The organism is Campylobacter sp. BCW_6889 (assembly GCF_001762535.1).
GTDB classification, from domain to species: domain Bacteria; phylum Campylobacterota; class Campylobacteria; order Campylobacterales; family Campylobacteraceae; genus Campylobacter_D; species Campylobacter_D jejuni.
Window position 1 is genome coordinate 1 of the sequence record NZ_MJWZ01000055.1, and the last position, 19096, is coordinate 19096.

Below are 19096 nucleotides of genomic sequence, written 5' to 3' on the forward strand. Positions count from 1 at the left end.
TTATCTTTGATAAGTTTTTATATAGAATACTTAAAAAACAATGTTAAGAGCAAGTTCTAATACAAACTCTACTTGAAAGATTTCTATGAAACTCTAAATATTATCTATATTCAAAGTCTTCTTAAAAACCTTAACAAGGAAGTGATGCTTTATTAAAGATAAGCCAAACGCTCTATTAGTACTGGTCAGCTAAAGGACTTTCATCCATTACACACCCAGCCTATCAAACTAGTAGTCTTCTAGAGAGCTTAGAGAAGATTCATCTTAGAGTTGGCTTCACGCTTAGATGCTTTCAGCGTTTATCCTTTCCAAACTTAGCTACGCTGCGATGCTCTTGGCAGAACAACAGCTACACCAGTGGTTTGTTCAACCCGGTCCTCTCGTACTAGGGTCAAATCTCTTCAATCTTCTTACGCCCACGGCAGATAGGGACCGAACTGTCTCACGACGTTCTGAACCCAGCTCGCGTACCGCTTTAAATGGCGAACAGCCATACCCTTGGGACCTGCTCCAGCCCCAGGATGCGATGAGCCGACATCGAGGTGCCAAACCTCCCCGTCGATGTGAGCTCTTGGGGGAGATCAGCCTGTTATCCCCGGGGTACCTTTTATCCTTTGAGCGATGGCCCTTCCACACAGAACCACCGGATCACTAAGACCGACTTTCGTCTCTGCTTGACTTGTATGTCTTGCAGTTAAGCTGGCTTATACCTTTATACTCTACGAACGATTTCCAACCGTTCTGAGCCAACCTTTGTAAGCCTCCGTTATTATTTGGGAGGCGACCGCCCCAGTCAAACTACCCACCAGACATTGTCCCACTTGAGGATAACTCAAGCTGGTTAGCTACCCAAATAAGAAAGAGTGGTATCTCAACAACGGCTCATATACAACTGGCGTCATATACTCAAAGCCTCCCACCTATCCTGCACATTCTTATCCAAGTAGCAGTGTCAAGCTGTAGTAAAGGTCCACGGGGTCTTTCCGTCTTGCCGCGGGTAGGAGGAATTTTCACCTCCACTACAATTTCACTGGATCCCTCTTTGAGACAGCTCCCATCTCGTTACGCCATTCATGCAGGTCGGTATTTAACCGACAAGGAATTTCGCTACCTTAGGACCGTTATAGTTACGGCCGCCGTTTACTCGGGCTTCGATCAAGAGCTTCGCTAATGCTAACCCCATCAATTAACCTTCGAGCACCGGGCAGGCGTCACACCCTATACATCCTCTTACGAGTTAGCAGAGTGCTGTGTTTTTGGTAAACAGTCGGGAGGGACTCTTTGTTGTAAGTTTCTTCGCTTTCGGAGTAAATCCTAGTACGAAGCTAACCACACCTTATACCGAAGATACGGTGCTATTTTGCAGAGTTCCTTAAAGAGAGTTCTTCCACGCGCCTTAGAATACTCATCCCACCCACCTGTGTCGGTTTACGGTACGGGCAACATTAGCTAAACTTAGAAACTTTTCTTGGCTCGACGGCATCAGGGGTTCTTCTATCCATCCGAAGACTTCAAAAAGCCTTTCAGTTCTCGGAGTGTTCTTATACGGATTTGCCTATATAAGCTCCTACGACCTTAGACTAGCACTTCCATCCGCTAGCCCCCTTAGCCCTAAGCGTCCTTCCATCGCACACTAATGTTGGTATTGGAATATTAACCAATTTGCCATCGTCTACCCCTTTCGGACTCGACTTAGGACCCGACTAACCCTACGATGACGAGCATCGCGTAGGAAACCTTGGGTTTACGGCGTTAATGATTCTCACATTAATTATCGCTACTCATGCCTGCATGCTCACTTCTATTCGCTCCAGCACTCCTTACCGGTATACCTTCGACGCAAATAGAACGCTCTCCTACCACTTGCACACAACTTAAACTACTTAAACTTTAAACCAAGAATATTTTTACTGATTTTACTAAGTTTTGTTTCTATCTTTACTCTATAAAAATCAGTAAAAATATAACTTAAAACATATAACTTAGTTTTTTATATTCTAAACTTAAATAATCTAAGTTGTGTGCAAGTCTACAGCTTCGGTACTTACTTTAGCCCCGTTATATTTTCCGCGCAAAATCACTAGACCAGTGAGCTATTACGCTTTCTTTAAAGGATGGCTGCTTCTAAGCCAACCTCCTGGTTGTTTAAGTAACTTCACATCGTTTTCCACTTAAGTAAGATTTAGGGACCTTAGCTGGTAGTCTGGGTTGTTTCCCTCTTGACGACGGATTTTATCACTCGCCGCCTGACTGCTGTGATTACATATAAGGTATTCGGAGTTTGATAGGGTTTGGTACATTGGTGTATGCCCTAGCCCATTCAGTGCTCTACCCCCTTATATTACGACACAACGCTATACCTAAATATATTTCGGAGAGAACCAGCTATCACGAAGTTTGATTGGCCTTTCACCCCTATCCACAAGTCATCCCGGGGCTTTTCAACGCCTATGGGTTCAGTCCTCCACTAGTTCTTACACTAGCTTCAACTTGCTCATGGATAGATCACTTCGTTTCGGGTCTGCAGCATCTGACTAAGCGCCCTATTCAGACTCGCTTTCGCTACGGCTTCGCGTTTGCTTAACCTTGCCAGACACCACAACTCGCAGGCTCATTATGCAAAAGGCAGTCCATCACACTGTATTGCTACATAGTGCTCTGAATGATTGTAAGCAAATGGTTTCAGGTTCTATTTCACTCTGATCACCTCAGTTCTTTTCACCTTTCCCTCACGGTACTTGTGCACTATCGATCTGGTATTAGTATTTAGGGTTGGATCGTGGTCGACCCGGATTCAGACAGGATTCCTCGTGTCCCGCCCTACTCAGGATACTGCTAGCTAAGCTTTGTTTTTCGCATACGGGACTATCACCCTCTATGGCTATACTTTCCAGAATGTTCTGCTAAACTCAGCTCTTGCACATTGCAGTCCTACAACCCCCAGTGCAAGCACTGGGTTTGCCCTCTTGCGCTTTCGCTCGCCGCTACTGACGCAATCTCTATTGATTTCTTTTCCTGAGGGTACTAAGATGTTTCAATTCCCCTCGTTCGCTCCTATATAGGTAATGTATATCTCTATACATTGGGTTGCCCCATTCGGAAATCTACGGATCAAAGCTTCTTGACAGCTCCCCGTAGCTTATCGCAGTCTAGTACGTCCTTCATCGCCTTTACCAGTCAAGGCATCCACCATTCGCTCTTAGTAGCTTACCTTTTGATGTTCTTTTAGCAGATGAGCAAAGCTCATCTTAAAGAACCAAAGCTAAAGGCCTACCCCGCCAACCTAAAAGATATTAGGCTTAAAACGAAATAAACTAAACATTCATTAAAAAATTAATGTAGATAAAGCTTCAATTCTTAATCACTAAAAAAACAATTTGCATAAAAGTTAGATATAACCTAACTTCTACCTTTTTTATTGATTCTAAAACGCATCACTTCCTTGTTAAAGTTTTTATGATAAGACTTCTTTATCTTAAGACGGAAAGCATTCAAACCTTAATATAGAAACTAAATGATTTAGTCTTAACTAAGCTGTGAGTTTGAAACTTGTCTTTAATTTATAAATCTTAAATCTAATATTCTCTTTATTTTAAAGATAAAGATAATTAAAAGATATAAGTTAAACCAAAGAAAAGATAAATAGGTTTTATCCTTTAACAAGTCCTGTAAAATTGTTTTTATTAAAACTTGCTTGTGACTCTTAACAATGATAATTAAAAAGAACATTTAGGTTTAAAACCTAAAGGAAGTATATATATTAATATAATCATTATAAATATAAATACATAATGTATATGCTACTTATATCTATTAAAGTATATTCTTTTATAGTTAAAGATAAAAAAATAAATCTAAGTATAGAGTTTATATTTTATATTTAATCTACTTTATATACTTGCTTTAGATTTTAAAGCTTTTTTATTCAAATCTTTTTTATGGTGGGCCTAACAAGACTTGAACTTGTGACCTCACCCTTATCAGGGGTGCACTCTAACCAGCTGAGCTATAGGCCCTTAATAAATGGTGGAGAATAGCGGGATCGAACCGCTGACCTCCTGCGTGCAAAGCAGGCGCTCTCCCAGCTGAGCTAATTCCCCATAAACAATTAGCTTTATCATCAATCTTTGAAATCTAAACAAGAATCAATTGAGTTTATATATTTGAAGTAATAGTGGTGAGACTTATTACTTTGTACTCTAGAAAGGAGGTGATCCAACCGCAGGTTCTCCTACGGTTACCTTGTTACGACTTCACCCCAGTCGCTGATTCCACTGTGGACGGTAACTAGTTTAGTATTCCGGCTTCGAGTGAAATCAACTCCCATGGTGTGACGGGCGGTGAGTACAAGACCCGGGAACGTATTCACCGTAGCATGGCTGATCTACGATTACTAGCGATTCCGGCTTCATGCTCTCGAGTTGCAGAGAACAATCCGAACTGGGACATATTTTATAGATTTGCTCCACCTCGCGGTATTGCGTCTCATTGTATATGCCATTGTAGCACGTGTGTCGCCCTGGGCATAAGGGCCATGATGACTTGACGTCGTCCACACCTTCCTCCTCCTTACGAAGGCAGTCTATTTAGAGTGCTCGGCCGAACCGTTAGCAACTAAATACGTGGGTTGCGCTCGTTGCGGGACTTAACCCAACATCTCACGACACGAGCTGACGACAGCCGTGCAGCACCTGTCTCTAAGTTCTAGCAAGCTAGCACCCTCATATCTCTATAAGGTTCTTAGGATATCAAGCCCAGGTAAGGTTCTTCGCGTATCTTCGAATTAAACCACATGCTCCACCGCTTGTGCGGGTCCCCGTCTATTCCTTTGAGTTTTAATCTTGCGACCGTACTCCCCAGGCGGTACACTTAATGCGTTAGCTGCATTACTGAGATGACTAGCATCCCAACAACTAGTGTACATCGTTTAGGGCGTGGACTACCAGGGTATCTAATCCTGTTTGCTCCCCACGCTTTCGCGCCTTAGCGTCAGTTGAGTTCCAGCAGATCGCCTTCGCAATGGGTATTCTTGGTGATATCTACGGATTTTACCCCTACACCACCAATTCCATCTGCCTCTCCCTCACTCTAGACTATCAGTTTCCCAAGCAGTTTAATGGTTAAGCCATTAGATTTCACAAGAGACTTGATAATCCGCCTACGCGCCCTTTACGCCCAGTGATTCCGAGTAACGCTTGCACCCTCCGTATTACCGCGGCTGCTGGCACGGAGTTAGCCGGTGCTTATTCCTTAGGTACCGTCAGAATTCTTCCCTAAGAAAAGGAGTTTACGCTCCGAAAAGTGTCATCCTCCACGCGGCGTTGCTGCGTCAGGGTTTCCCCCATTGCGCAATATTCCCTACTGCTGCCTCCCGTAGGAGTCTGGACCGTGTCTCAGTTCCAGTGTGACTGATCATCCTCTCAGACCAGTTAAGCGTCATAGCCTTGGTAAGCCATTACCTTACCAACTAGCTGATACTATATAGTCTCATCCTACACCGAAAAACTTTCCCTACTCAACTTGTGTTAAGCAGGAGTATAGAGTATTAGCAGTCGTTTCCAACTGTTGTCCTCTTGTGTAGGGCAGATTAACTATACCTTACTCACCCGTGCGCCACTAATCCACTTCTAGCAAGCTAGAAGCTTCATCGTTCGACTTGCATGTATTAGGCACGCCGCCAGCGTTCACTCTGAGCCAGGATCAAACTCTCCATAATAAACCTTCTTTAGCATCAAGGCAAAGCCTTGACTAAGAAGCAAGCTAAAGGCCTACCCCGCCAACCTAATATAGATAAACTACTTAGATTACATTAAAGAGATAAACCTTATTACTTTTATAGATAGTTTAATCTTTTTCTTCAAAGAAAAAGTTATAAAAGATTAAAAGAAAAGCTTTTAATCTTTTTAAATTAGATTGAATAGATTTTACATAATTGCTTATGCCTAAATCTTTCTGGCTCAATCGATCACTTATTTAGATTTCAAAGATTGACTAATAAGATTTGAATAACAATACTAAGTTAAAAGAACAAAACAAAAAATCATTTTTAAAAGAAAAGTTTTTAAATTAAAAACAAGATTTATAAAAAAGCTTTTTAGTTTTAAATTAAAAAATTAAGAAAGTTAAAAACTCAAATAATTTAAAAACTTAAAAAATCTAAAATAAAGTTAATTTATAAAATCTACTCAGTTAGTGAAACTTTATAATTTAAAAGATTTTAAGTCCTTTTTTCAAAAAAAGGAAATGAAAGTATAACCAATTAAACTTAAAAGGGGATTAAATAAAGGATTAAATAGTATAAATATTTGTGTAAGTATTTATATAAGTATTTGATGGGTTAAAAAATGGGGGCTATATTTTAGAGCACTCGTAATTTTTATTTTTTATATTAACAAATTGACTTTTAAGTGTTTTAAAATCTGGAATATAAGCATAACCGCTAAGCGTATCTATAACGATACAAAGAGCATGCTTTTTTGATAACAAACGTATAATGCAATCTGAATTATTCTTTGCTAAAGTTTTTTCATATGCATAATTGGCATTTTTTAACGGAGAATACACTCTGCCCATTTCATCAAATACTAATCTAGTAAATCCTGAACAAGATCCTTTGAATTCAACCTTTTCTATTCCAAATCTTTTTGTAAGATTAAATCTTTGTGTAGTTTTTTCATCATCTTTACTAATAACTCCACTTTGACCTGAATTCATTAATTTGTTATGATTGATTACATCAACAGCAATTTCTCTATCTATATTGATTTCAGTTTTACCTAAATTAGCATTTCCATCGCCATTTTTATCCAAGAAAATAGTATATGTTTGATCATAACCCGTGGCAGCTGATTTTATAAAATAAATCTGCCATTTACTTTTAAACCACTCTCTTTTTGCGATAGCCAACTCATCAACTCTTATACCTTCTTGCATCATGGCTAAATTTTGGGTGTATTGGATATCATTAAGAATTTGTATTGCACCTTCTAGTAGATTGTCTTTTTTTAAGTAAAGACTGCCTAAATTAAAAACTATACCTAAAATGAGAATTATAAACACAAATTCCAACAAACTGAAAGCTTTAATCATAGTTTAAAATCTGATATACTTTTTCATATTTTCCAAGTTTTACTTTAACAATTTTTTTGTCCATATCATGCTTATCGGCTTGTTTTAAAGCTTTTAAATAAAACTTATTGCTATTTTTTATTCCATAAAATCGCAATCTTTTTTGCAAACTTGGAGCTGTTGCAAGCTCTAAAACATCTTGTTTTTTTAATTCTAGCGCCAATTCTTTAGCAAAATGATAATTATTGGCAAAATGACGATTTGGATTGTTTATAAAATAATACAATAATTGATTAGCGACGATTAAAAAGTAACAAAATATCAAAAAAATTATAGAACATTCTATAAAGATTTTATACCTTAATCGAAAAACTGGCAATCTCACTCTATAACTTTGCATTAAAGTTTTTATAAGCAAAGGAGTGCAAATAACACAAAAAGGTAAAAAATCATCTAAAAAAAGTTTTTGTCTTAAAGAAAGCAACAAACAAAATACAAATGTTACGCTCATTAAAAACCATAATAAATTTTTATATTTTTGAAAAGTCAAACGATAAATAGTATAAAAAAAATACACAAAAACCAAAGGAGAAAAACATGCAGCAAAAATTCCTAAAGTATCTAAAAAATAACCTCTTGGGCGACCACCTGTATCAAAACCATAAAAACTGATACTCGCTCCAAACAAAACAAGAGATAAGGTAAATAAAATAACATTTCTTTTATAAATCCCAAAAAAGAAAAAAGTTAAAAATAAAATATTAAAAGATTTATCAACAAATAATACTATAATCAATAATATATAAAAAAGCCATTTTTTTTCATATTCGTAAGCACATAATATAGCAAGGGTTAAAAAAATCACCAAAGATGCGGCATTAACCAGTAAAGCACTTGCAACAGTACCCGGCAATAAAACAAATAACAATAAAGCAAAAAAAGCATCGATTTTAGTTTTAGTATATTTTAAAGCTAGCAAATACAAAAGTAAACAACTTAAAAAATGAAAAAATAAAAAAGGAAGCCTTAAGCCAAAATCATTTTGCCCAAAAATAAAAGTTCCAAAATGAGATATATAATAAAGCAAACTATGGGAAAAAATAAGTGATTTACCCTGCTCGCCAAAATAAATATCAGCTTCATCAGTACTAATACTCAGTGTTGAAATTCCATAAAGTAAAGCCAACAAATCAAGACTAAGTAAAATGATGATAAGTTTATAATTTTTGATTTTTTCCATAATGAAAATTTTACAAAATTAAACTTAAAATATCAATGCAAATCATATAAATATCAAATATCTTAAAAATTAACATCAAATTGATTTTAGTTTTTATAAGTATAATGTTAAACAAAAAAGGCAAAAATGCAAACTATTGATCAAATTTTTCAAACGCAAATCGATATTAAAAAATCTACTTTCTTATCTTTTCTTTGCCCTTTTAAAGATTTTAAATTTTTAATAGAAACGCTAAAAAAAGAGCATCCAAAAGCTATTCATTTTGTCTATGCTTATCGTGTTTTAAATGATTTTAATCAAATTGTAGAAGATAAAAGCGATGATGGAGAACCTAAAGGAACTTCTGGAATGCCAACTTTAAATGTTCTAAGGGGCTATGATCTTATCAATGCGGCTTTAATCACTGTAAGATATTTTGGCGGCATAAAACTTGGTACAGGGGGACTTGTAAGAGCCTATAGCGATGCGGCAAATGCCGTGATCAATAATTCTTCTTTACTTTCATTCGAATTGAAGCAAAATATAACCATTGCTATTGATTTAAAAAATTTAAATCGTTTTGAACATTTTTTAAAAACTTATTCTTTTAATTTCACAAAAGATTTTAAGGATTGCAAAGCTATATTACATATCAAATTAAATGAAAAAGAGGAGCAAGAATTTAAAATTTTTTGTAAAAATTTTACACCTTTTGAAATAGAGAAATTATAAATTCTTGCAAGTAAATACAAAAGCTCCAAAATGGAGCTTTTGATTAAATTGCGTTCAATAAATCATTTAACAAAGTATTATTCTTACTTTGTTCATTTGCACCTTGTTGCGCAAGATCATTGTGAACGCTAGCACTTTGGGCTCTCATAGACAACTCGCCTTCATTTTGTCTAAAACGATAAGCGTAAACATTTGACATTTGAGCATAATTACTTAAATTTGAATTTGAGTTTTGCGCATTGCTTTGAAAACTACTGCTAGAATTTAAAGCATCTCCGCTTGACTTCTCATCCGCCTTATTTAATATATCCATAAAATCAGAATTTCCAGATGAAGAATAATCTTCAACCTGCTTATCCACCTGTTTATACTGACCACTAATAGTATCGTATTCATACGAGCTGATCGTTCTATAATTTACCTGCATAGTTTTCTCCTTTCAAAATATGCAAAAACTATACAAGCAAAAAGTGTTCCTTTTTATGCAAAAATTAATGTTTTTCAATCATGATGAGTAGGCAAATGCTCCACATCAAGCTCATTGTTGGCTATAAATTCCTCCTTGGCTTTTTTACAGTTTTCATCACGCATTTTGCGGTATTCATTGCGAATGGTGATTTCTTTATCGCTTAGAGGTCTATCTTCTAAAAAACTGATATGAAAATAAGTATCATCGCTCTTTGAATAAGTTTTATAAAAATCTATATAATCAAAATAATCCTTGCCATTATCAAACTCTACCACTTCTTCTATATAAATCGTAGGCCCAAAACCCTTGTGATTTTGTGTATAATGCCCAAAACCTGCGCTGTATTGAATTCTAAATTTAGCCATCATTTTCTCCTAAAAATTCTTGATAAGTTCCACGAAAATCTGTAAGCTTACCATTTTCTAAATGCCAAATTCTATTAGCAAAAGCAGAAACTAATTCCCTATCGTGGCTGATACAAAGCACTACACCTTTGAAATTATACAAAGCCTCACCTAGTGCAATAATACTTTCAAGATCTAAATGGTTATCAGGCTCATCTAAAAGCAAGAAATTTGGACGCTCTAGCATTAAACGAGAAAGCATTAAACGGTGTTTTTCACCCCCACTTAAACTTGTTGCCATTTTTTCTTGATCACTGCCACTAAAAAGCATTCTACCTAAACACTTGCGGATTTCATCTAGATCTTTAAATTTTTCACTCATAAGCCATTCGTAAAGTTTCAAATTTTCACAAATTAAATTACTTGTATCTTGAGGAAAATATCCAAGCTCTATAGTTGCCCCAAGGTGCATAGATCCACTATCTGGACTTATAGCATGGGCGATGATTTTTGCCAAAGTACTTTTGCCCACACCATTTGCCCCGATCAAAGCGATTTTATCATTTTTTTCTATTTTTAGCTCCAAATTTGAAAACAATTGTTTATCATAAGCCTTGCCTATACCTTTAAATTCTAAAACTTCATTACCTATTTCACGATTGGTTCTAAAAACTATGCTAGGATCTCTACGGCTTGAAATTTTAATCTCTTCAAGCTCTAGTTTTTCAAGTGCCTTAGCACGGCTTGTGGCTTGTTTTGCCTTAGAAGCATTTGCGCTAAAACGGCGAATGAAATTTTCTAATTCTTCTCTTTCTTTTAAGGTTTTATCGCGTTTAAGCTCAGCTTGTTTTGCCAAAAGCGTTGAAGCCATATACCAATCATCATAATTTCCCGAAAAATCACGAATTTGTTTAAAATCCACATCCAAAATTCTTGTGCAAATTTTATTTAAAAAATGCCTATCGTGAGAGATGACAACTAAAGTTCCTTCATGTCTTAAAAGTTCATTTTCAAGCCAAGAAATCGCCTCTAAATCAAGGTTATTTGTAGGCTCATCCAAGAAAAGCACATCCGCACCTAAAAACAAAACTTGAGCTAACAAAACTTTAAATTTATCCGCACTTTGCAAGGTGCTCATTAAAGCATCAAAATCTTTAATCTTTAAAGAACTTAAAATTTTTTCACAACGTGTTTCACAATCATAATTTGGATCTTCTTCAGCCGTTATTATCTCAAGCTCACCTAAACGCTCATTGATCTCATCTGTAAATTCCTCGCTCATATAAAGCTTTTCTTTTTCTTTTAAGGCCTCATATAAACGCTTATTTGCACACATCACTGCATCTTTGATGGTGTAGTTTTCAAAAGCAAATTGATCCTGTCCTAAAACTGCGATTTTTAAACCTTCATCAAATACTATTTCACCACTACTTGACTCAATTTCTCCTGAAAGAATTTTTAAAAAAGTCGATTTTCCCGCACCATTAGCACCAATAAGTCCGTATCTTTGTCCTCTAACAAGCTTTAAATTAACATTTTCAAATAAAAGCTGATTTGCAAAACGCATAGTAAGATTTTTTACTTCAACCATGATTTTCCTTAAATTTTTTATTTATAAAAATTTTTAAGAAATTGTATCAAAAAAAGACTTGAAATTAATTGAGTATAAAATATTAGTAAGCCATGAAATTAATTCTATTGACTTACTTTAATAAAAATATTATTGGAAATCTCCATTGATATAAGTTATATCTGTAATTTTCACTTGATTTATGTTAGAAACCTTATAAACAACACTCCAAAGACCTTTTCTCTGTTCCCCTTTTAAGACAGCATTAATCGTAGCCATACAAGAATCAAAATTAAGATCAAAATTTGAAATGGAATTAATTTCGATCATATCAGTGTAATTTACCATTCCATCATGCTTGGCCATTTCTTTGAGGCCTTTTGCATAATCTTCATAATCAATCCCTTGGGCTTTAAGTCCGGATAATTCATAAAGATTTTTAAAAATTTCACTAGGAATTTTTTCTTTAAGATTTAAAACAACTGCCGTATTATCACATTTGTCTAATGAGTTGGCTTGAAGCAAGGCAAACCCCATTAAGAAAAATAAAATTACTTTTTTAAACATATCTAAACTCCTCTAATTTTTAGGTTTTGCTACTAAAATACCATTTTTATATTCTTCTTCTCTTACAATCTCTCCTTTTTTATATTCTCTAAAGACTCCATTTTTAAGTCCATTTTTATAATTTTCTTCGTCTTCTAAGGCACCATTTTCATCATAACGCTTTTGTACTCCATCAAATTTACCTTTATTATCAAAATTATAATCACACATTAAAGTTCCATTTTCATAATATTCCTTGTAATTACCTTCAAATTCTGGCATACCATCTTCATTATAGCCAAGTAGTTTTCCCTTTGCTCTCATATTTCCATTCTCATAATAGCTTGCAAAATCACCATATCCGCGATTATCTTTAAAATGCACCTCCTCAAGCAATTGCCCATTTCTAGAATATTCCCTGCTAATTCCATCTTTTTTTCCATTTTTATAATTTTCTTCAGCTCTTAGCTGACCATTGTCATAAAAAGCTCTTTTTAACCCATGTATTCTTGAATCTTTATTATAGGGAATTTCTTCTTTTAAATTTCCATTTGGATATTTGTTTTGCTGAACTCTAGCCACATCGCTAGGTTGTCCAGGAAAATCACTTCCACAACCACTTAACAACATCGCAATTAAACTACAAATGCTTAAAAATTTTGTCATTTTTTCTCCTATTTCTCATTTTTTTCTTTAATAATAATAGTTTGCTTAAAACTTCCCGTAAAAGACCATATTAAACAAACAAGCCAAACAATAATAGTCCAACCAAAAAACAAATTTAGCAAAGAAATTATCAGCCAATTAGAATGCTTTCTGCTCAAACCAATAATAGCGGGCAACATGTATAATACAAACAATAATATTGTTACAAAAATAGACCCGCCACTTGCACCTTCCATGTAATTCTCCTTAAATAAAAATTTTATAAAAACTATTATTCCATACTATAACTTAATTAATATTGAAATATTAAATATATTTTATATAAAAGATTGAATATTTCAAGTGTTTTTAATAAAGAAATTTTAATGTAAAATTTTTCAAAGGCTAAATTTTTAAGGTAAAAAATGACAAAAAAGAGCAAGCGTGATATGGCATATGAACTAGACATTGATGTTAGCACTTTATATAATTGGAGAAAATATAAACCCAATTTATATCGTATTGTTATGCTTGGCTTTAAATTTGATGAACTTTTAGAAAATAGTAAAAAAACTCATGAAGAATTGCTTCATATAGAACAAACTATACAAGATGAAATTGCTAAATTTAAATAAAGTCCACTTTTAAGCTTTTTTCTATACAATTATCACTTTTATTAAAATCAAGGATTTGAAATGTTTTTATTAGATTTTTTAATATCATTGAGTTTTATTTTTGAAATTTCAGCACTTGTATTATCCTTTTACTTTAAAAATTCAAGAATTTTCTTTTTAACTTTAGTGCTATTAGGAGCTAAGTTGCCTTATTTTTATACAAGTTTTTTTCAAGCTAATTTATTTGTGGCCTTGTTTTTACCTATGATTTTTACTCTATTTTGCCTTGGAAAACACCATGCTTTAATTTTAAGTAAAAAAAATATCGCTTCAATTACAACCCTTATTTTTATAGGCGTTTTAAGCATCATTTTACCTAGAAATACTACTTTTAATAGCGCTGGTTTAGAATTCCATTTTATTGCATTAGATTTTTTTAAGCCTGTGAGTGAATTAGGATTTTTATTTTTTTTAGTCGGCTTAATACTCATTTTTATCAAAACCTTTAAAACTAAAGAATATTATCTTATTATCGCATTTTTTGCTGCATATTTTCAGTTTTTATTCCAAGAAGGAGCAGGAATAAGGTATTTTGAATTTGCAAGTTTAGTTTTTTGTTTTTATCTTTTAAATCACGCTTATAGATTGGCTTTTTTTGACACCTTAACAAAACTACCTAATGAAAAAAGCCTTACACGCTTTACAAAGGGAAAAAACAACTATATCATTGCCTTGCTTCATTTTAATGAACTAAAAGACACTAAAGAAAGCTATGCCAAACTCATCTTAAAACAAATTGCAAAAATTTTAAAACGCTTTAGAGCAAAAATTTTCATCGTAGACAATGATTTTATTTTAATTTTTAATGATAAAAATCAAGCTTTAAATCATCTTGCTTTTTTAGAATCCACCTTAAAAAATACGGAATTTAATTTAGAAAATGAAAATTTTAAACCAGATTTTAAATTGATTTGGCAAGAAAGTGAAGAAAATTTGGATAAAAATTTACAAAGTCTAAGAGCAAGACTCTTAGACTAAAAAATTATTTTTCGTTTGCTTCAACTTCGATATTTAAATTAATATCATCACTTAAAGTAATAGTTGAAGTACTTGCTGCAAATTTAAAATCAGAGCGTTTGATTTTTCCATTTAAAGAAAAGCCTATTTTTTCTTTTCCATCTTTGCCTTTAGCTACACCGCCGATTTCAGTATCTAAAACGATATCTTTAGAAACTCCAGCTATAGTTAAAGTTCCTGTCATTTTGCCTTTTTCATTATCGATTTTTTCATATTTTTTCATTGTAAAAGTCATATCAGGATATTTTTTTGCTTTGAAAAAATCATCTTGTTGTAAGTGATTATCTCTTGTTTGATTTTCTGTATTTACAGATGCGATTTTTACAGTTGCATCAAGCTTTTTAAATTCAGCACTCGCAGGATCAAAATCAATCATCGCAGAATAATCTTTGAAATTTCCTTTTACATTGCTAATTTGTAAATGTTTGATTTTAAAACCTACATCTGTATGTGCTTTATCTAAAGTATATTCTTTAGCAAACAAACCTGTGCTTAACAAAGACACCGCAACCAATGAACTTAATAAAACTTTTTTCATTTTTTTCCTTTTTTATAGTAATTTTCAATATAAAAATTTTATTAGATAAAACATAACAAATCATTAATAAAAATTAAAAAATTTTACTATTTAAAAATTTTACAAATTCTTCAAATTTAGGCAAATCAAGCTTTATTGCTTCTCTTTGCTGTTCTCCCCACATACACTCTGGAAAAAACGCATCTTCTTTAAATCTTGCCATAACATGAAAATGCACCCTTGGCACATAATTTGCAAAAGAGGCGATATTGATTTTTTCAGGTTTGTAAAATTCTATCATAGCCTTTTCACAAAGTAAAATTTTTTCAAAAAGTTCCTTTTGCAACTCTAAAGGACAATCGCTAAATTCTTTATAAATTTCTTTAGTAAAAATTTTAAGCCAAGGCACTTGAGCCTCCTCTTTCTCTATGTAAATCAAATCATTTTCATAAATCATTACATTCCTTTGAAATTGTATTTATGATTATTTTACAAAATTTATCAAATTTTTAAGTCAAAATGCGTTAAAATTCCTAAAATTTAAAAAACAAAAAGGAGGATAAATGCAAATTAGTTCAAGTTATAACTCTTATGATTACTACTCTAGCAAACCTTCTTTTGATAAAACAAATCAATCTGATTCCACTCAAAAAGATGAAAAAAATCTTAGTGAAAATAAAGATGATAAAGAAAAAAATGGCGAACAAACCCAAATGGTTAATGGCGTAGAGCTAAGCCAAAAAGAAGTAGCTCAAGTTCGCGAACTCCAAAGTATCGATAGAAATGTAAAAGCTCATGAAGCTGCACATCAAGCAGCGGGCGGCGGCTTAGCAGGTGCTGCAAGTTTTACTTACACAAGAGGCCCTGATAATCAAATGTATGCTACAGCGGGCGAAGTTCCTATCAGCATGCAAAAAGGAAACACACCAGAAGAAACTATAGCCAATGCAAGACAAATCGCAGCAGCAGCTATGGCTCCTGCTGATCCTAGCCCACAAGACTATAAAGTTGCAGCAAATGCTGCAAAAATGGAATTTGAAGCAAGAGCTGAAGCAATGAAGCTTAAAGCCCAAGAAGCCAAAGAAAAAGAAGAAGAAAATAAAGAAAAAGATGACAAAAATTCAGAAAATAGCTTAGAAAAAACAAATAAAGATTCAAAAAACAACGATAAAAATTCAAATTTTGATAAAGATTTTAAAAATTTCATAGCCAAAACTTATCAACAAAACTCGCAAAATAACGACATTAAATTCAATATCGCATCTTAAAATTCTTAATTTAAATAAAAAATTTATGCCAATCTTCCTTATAAATAAAGCTTTTTTAAAACTAAACGGACATGTCTAAAAATTTATCTTTTTTATTATCTGCTTTATCCACATTTGTAGTATTACTTTGCTCTTCTTTTTTGGCTTCTACTTTTTTGTATCTTCTTGCTGTTCCATAAGCTTTAAAGTATCATATATTTGATGAACTTCCTTGGGCATACATTTATGGAAACGATGACTTGAATTTGCATGTAAAATATTTAACATTTTTTATCCTTTTTATAATTTAAATTTTTGCATTTTCAATACTTTCATCTCTAATTTTAGTAAGTGTCTGCAGGGGATTATTTCCAAAATATCTATTAAAAGAACTTAAAGTAATCATCTTGCATACCACCCTCCAAGAGCAGACTCCATTTGCCTTTTTGTATAATTATAGTTTGAATAAGAATTTATACCATTAATCATTTTTGCCTTCCTTGATATTATATACTATATCGGAAGAAAATTAAAAATTTATAATCTTGAGAGTTTTCAAAAACTCTCAAGTTATTATCAAGCTAAGCTTTTTCCACTTTTATGATATTTTAAAATACCTTCAGCACAGCGATAAGCCAAAGCTCCTACAGTATCAGTTGGATTATATCCACTATTGTGTTGGAAATTTCCTGCTCCTACAACAAAAAGATTATCCGCATCCCAGTGTTGTAAATAAGTATTAACCACACTAGTTTCTCTATCTGCGCCCATGGTTGTTCCACCTGTGTTATGAGTAGATTGATAAGGCACAACGCTATAATCCTTAAGATAAACACCTTTTTTGATTGATTTTACTCCTTGCATTCTTTTTGCTACCTCAGCTGTTTTATCTGTAATAAATTTATGCAAAGCTCTATCTTGATCGGTGAAATTATAAGTTAAGCGTAAAAGTGGCATACCAAATGCATCTTTATAAGTTGGATCAAGACTTAAATAATTATTCTTATGAGGCAAAGAAGCACCTTGCCCTCCTACTGTAATAGCTCTTGTGAAATTATAGTTTAATGCTTTTTTAAATTCGGCACCCCAAGTTGGAGCTCCTGCTGGAAGTGGGGCTGATTGTATAGGGCGAGTTCCAAGCTGAACGCTATAAATCATAGCTCCATGAAGGAATTTTTCCTTAGAATGATCAAAATTATCTCCGTTAAAATCATCACTCGTAGTTCCTAAAGCACCTGAACCCATAAAGGTGTTAAATTGCTCATCAAAGAAAGCTGTTGTGCCCATATTCATTTGGTAACAATAATTTCTACCTAAAGTTCCTTTACCTGTTTTTGGATCGTATTGCTCACCTATGTTGCTTACCATTAAAAGCTTAGCATTGTTAAACATATAACTTGTAAGTACAACTATATCAGCAGGCTGAATATACTCTTTCATCGTTCTAGTATCGACAAATTTTACCCCCGTTACTTTTCCGTCTTTTTTAAGAATTTGCGTTACATTACTATAAGTGCGTATGGTGTATTTACCTGTGCTCATAGCCTTTGGAATTACTGTGTTTAAAGGACTTGCTTTTGCGCCATACTCACAACCAAAACGCTCACAATACGCACAGTATTGACAAGGAGCTAAATCTTGACCATCAGGGTTTGTATAGCTACCTTTAGAATTTGAAGCTGGCAAACGATAAGTGTGTAAATTTGAACTTTTTGCTGCACTTTCAAATCGTTTAAGCATTTTAGTATTTTCAAGAGGTTCTTGTGGATAAGGACTGGATCTAAAAGCTCCCATTTTTTCCGCTAAAGGATTTGGCTCACCTGATACCCCACAGGTTTTTTCAAATCTATCATAATAAGGCTCCATATCCTTATAAGTCACGCCCCAATCTTGCAAGGTATAATCATTACCTAATTTATTACCATATCTTTGTTTGCTTAGGGTTTGAATTTCAAAGTCATAAGGCATAAACCTAAAAGTCCAACCATTCCAATGCACCCCTGCACCGCCAACATTATTACCCAATAAAAACGAACCCATTTTACGATAAGGTAAGGCTAAACCACTAGGATCATGGCGAAAAGTCACAGTGTCTTTTGAGCAATCTTGCATCAAACCATAATTAATCCCATATCTCCACTCATCATGGATAAAATTAAAATTTTCAGTACTTTGCATATGTCCGCGTTCTAAACTAAGTACATTCAAACCTGCTTTAGTAAGCTCTGCAGCCACTATACCTCCAGTCCATCCTGCTCCAACTGTTACCACATCTACTTTTTTTAATACTTCAGCCATTTTAACTCTCCATATCTGCTAAACCCATAGGTTCAATGTTAAAAAATTCATCACTTGCAATTTTATCCACATAGCTCATTTGTGCGCCTGGATATTGCATCATTCTCCAACCATTTTTATTATCATTTCCGCCATAAATTGGATCAGCTAAAACTCCAGCTACTGTCATATCTCTTAAAAGTGTGAAAAAATAAGAAGATTTAAAACCTGTAGTTTGAATTTTTCCTTTTTCAAAATCGCTTAAAATTTTATCCTGATCTCCACCTTTAAGCAAAGAAAAAGATTTTTTATAACGCTTTTGAGCATTTTCTTCAAGAGCATGCACGCCTTCTAAAAAAATATCTTTGCGTTGCATAGGGGTTTGATAACCTTGTTCGGCTTTGCCCTCCATGAAAGGCCCTTGCATATATTCTCTATCATTATAACCATAAGCACTAGCTAGCTGATTATCGATAAAATAAGGCACGCCTAAACCTATAGCTCCTTCTCCTTGCTCATCTTTAGGATAAATTCTTTCACAGGCTGCACTTAAGGTATCAAATTCAGTTTGAGTTTGAAAAAACATTCTACCTCTAATTTTATTTGATTTTCCTTGTGAAGCTTGATGCGAATGCGTAAGTTCTGCTGCCTTTAAAACAGCACCGCCACCTATAGTGCTAGCTGCTACTACAGAACCACCTAGAAGCCCTAGTTTAAAAAAGCTTCTGCGATCAATAATATTGTCTTGCATTACTTCTCCTTGATAATAAT

16 protein-coding genes, 2 tRNA genes, 2 rRNA genes and 2 pseudogenes are annotated in these 19096 nt (G+C 33.9%); 4 read left to right on the forward strand and 18 right to left on the reverse strand.

Going from position 1 to position 19096, the window contains the following annotated elements; all coding sequences use genetic code 11:
* Window positions 1–154 precede the first annotated feature (154 nt).
* The 6 genes from AJ939_RS04565 to AJ939_RS04590 form a co-directional block, all read right to left on the reverse strand.
* Window positions 155–3213 (reverse strand): 23S ribosomal RNA (locus tag AJ939_RS04565).
* 726 nt (window positions 3214–3939) lie between these two features.
* Window positions 3940–4016 (reverse strand) — tRNA-Ile (locus AJ939_RS04570).
* Window positions 4017–4024: 8 nt separating this feature from the next.
* Window positions 4025–4100: transfer RNA gene (locus AJ939_RS04575), tRNA-Ala, on the reverse strand.
* 103 nt (window positions 4101–4203) lie between these two features.
* A 16S ribosomal RNA gene (locus tag AJ939_RS04580) occupies window positions 4204–5716 on the reverse strand.
* The 16S and 23S rRNA genes sit together here with 2 tRNA genes alongside, the layout of an rRNA operon.
* Window positions 5717–6351: 635 nt before the next feature.
* Entirely contained in the window at window positions 6352–7089 is a 738-nt protein-coding gene (locus tag AJ939_RS04585; protein ID WP_044778549.1) for a hypothetical protein, read from the reverse strand.
* Window positions 7082–8308: a hypothetical protein gene (locus AJ939_RS04590; RefSeq protein WP_070233617.1), complete on the reverse strand. Its 1227-nt coding sequence runs from the start codon at window positions 8306–8308 to the stop codon at window positions 7082–7084. The genes AJ939_RS04585 and AJ939_RS04590 overlap by 8 nt, the downstream gene beginning before the upstream one ends.
* A 126-nt stretch (window positions 8309–8434) precedes the next feature.
* Here AJ939_RS04590 and AJ939_RS04595 point away from each other — a divergent pair, with 126 nt between their 5' ends.
* The gene (locus AJ939_RS04595; protein WP_070233618.1) at window positions 8435–9019 is read left to right on the forward strand and encodes an IMPACT family protein; all 585 of its coding nucleotides are present in this window, start codon (window positions 8435–8437) and stop codon (window positions 9017–9019) included.
* A 43-nt stretch (window positions 9020–9062) separates the two neighbouring features.
* On the opposite strand, the gene AJ939_RS04600 is transcribed toward AJ939_RS04595, so the two are convergent.
* From AJ939_RS04600 to AJ939_RS04625, 6 genes are all read right to left on the reverse strand, one after another.
* On the reverse strand, window positions 9063–9446 hold the full coding sequence (locus tag AJ939_RS04600; RefSeq protein ID WP_070233619.1) for a hypothetical protein: 384 nt from the start codon (window positions 9444–9446) through the stop codon (window positions 9063–9065).
* Between the two features lie 74 nt (window positions 9447–9520).
* Window positions 9521–9856: a hypothetical protein gene (locus AJ939_RS04605; protein ID WP_002859498.1), complete on the reverse strand. Its 336-nt coding sequence runs from the start codon at window positions 9854–9856 to the stop codon at window positions 9521–9523.
* Window positions 9846–11423, reverse strand: coding sequence for an ABC-F family ATP-binding cassette domain-containing protein (locus AJ939_RS04610; RefSeq protein WP_070276431.1), 1578 nt, complete (start codon window positions 11421–11423; stop codon window positions 9846–9848). Before AJ939_RS04610 ends, AJ939_RS04605 begins: the two co-directional genes overlap by 11 nt.
* Before the next feature lie 129 nt (window positions 11424–11552).
* Entirely contained in the window at window positions 11553–11969 is a 417-nt protein-coding gene (locus tag AJ939_RS04615) for a hypothetical protein (RefSeq protein WP_070233621.1), read from the reverse strand.
* Window positions 11970–11981: 12 nt separating this feature from the next.
* Complete coding sequence (locus AJ939_RS04620) at window positions 11982–12614, reverse strand: toxin-antitoxin system YwqK family antitoxin (RefSeq protein WP_002818736.1); 633 nt, start codon at window positions 12612–12614, stop codon at window positions 11982–11984.
* 8 nt (window positions 12615–12622) lie between these two features.
* The gene (locus AJ939_RS04625; RefSeq protein WP_002855619.1) at window positions 12623–12850 is read right to left on the reverse strand and encodes a superinfection immunity protein; all 228 of its coding nucleotides are present in this window, start codon (window positions 12848–12850) and stop codon (window positions 12623–12625) included.
* Between the two features lie 168 nt (window positions 12851–13018).
* On the opposite strand from AJ939_RS04625, the gene AJ939_RS04630 reads away from it, so the two are divergent.
* Window positions 13019–13228, forward strand: coding sequence for a transcriptional regulator (locus tag AJ939_RS04630; protein WP_002778401.1), 210 nt, complete (start codon window positions 13019–13021; stop codon window positions 13226–13228).
* A gap of 60 nt (window positions 13229–13288) precedes the next feature.
* Complete coding sequence (locus AJ939_RS04635; protein WP_070276429.1) at window positions 13289–14245, forward strand: hypothetical protein; 957 nt, start codon at window positions 13289–13291, stop codon at window positions 14243–14245.
* 4 nt (window positions 14246–14249) lie between these two features.
* Here AJ939_RS04635 and AJ939_RS04640 read toward each other — a convergent pair whose 3' ends face one another.
* Both AJ939_RS04640 and AJ939_RS04645 read right to left on the reverse strand, forming a co-directional pair.
* Window positions 14250–14822, reverse strand: a complete 573-nt coding sequence (locus tag AJ939_RS04640) for a YceI family protein (RefSeq protein ID WP_070276427.1) — start codon at window positions 14820–14822, stop codon at window positions 14250–14252.
* Window positions 14823–14895: 73 nt separating this feature from the next.
* Entirely contained in the window at window positions 14896–15258 is a 363-nt protein-coding gene (locus AJ939_RS04645; protein WP_070276425.1) for an HIT family protein, read from the reverse strand.
* A gap of 106 nt (window positions 15259–15364) precedes the next feature.
* Between AJ939_RS04645 and AJ939_RS04650 the strand changes: the two genes are divergently transcribed.
* A complete protein-coding gene (locus AJ939_RS04650; RefSeq protein ID WP_070233623.1) occupies window positions 15365–16069 on the forward strand; it encodes a putative metalloprotease CJM1_0395 family protein in 705 nt (234 codons plus the stop codon).
* Window positions 16070–16130: 61 nt separating this feature from the next.
* Here the strand turns inward: AJ939_RS04650 and AJ939_RS11305 are convergent.
* From AJ939_RS11305 to AJ939_RS04670, 4 genes and pseudogenes are all read right to left on the reverse strand, one after another.
* Window positions 16131–16336, reverse strand: a pseudogene (locus AJ939_RS11305) (hypothetical protein).
* 31 nt (window positions 16337–16367) lie between these two features.
* Window positions 16368–16454 (reverse strand): annotated as a pseudogene (locus AJ939_RS11140) (hypothetical protein); the annotation flags it as partial.
* A 170-nt stretch (window positions 16455–16624) separates the two neighbouring features.
* On the reverse strand, window positions 16625–18346 hold the full coding sequence (locus tag AJ939_RS04665) for a GMC family oxidoreductase (protein WP_070233624.1): 1722 nt from the start codon (window positions 18344–18346) through the stop codon (window positions 16625–16627).
* 1 nt (window position 18347) lies between these two features.
* Window positions 18348–19076: a gluconate 2-dehydrogenase subunit 3 family protein gene (locus AJ939_RS04670; protein ID WP_002857555.1), complete on the reverse strand. Its 729-nt coding sequence runs from the start codon at window positions 19074–19076 to the stop codon at window positions 18348–18350.
* Window positions 19077–19096: the final 20 nt, after the last annotated feature.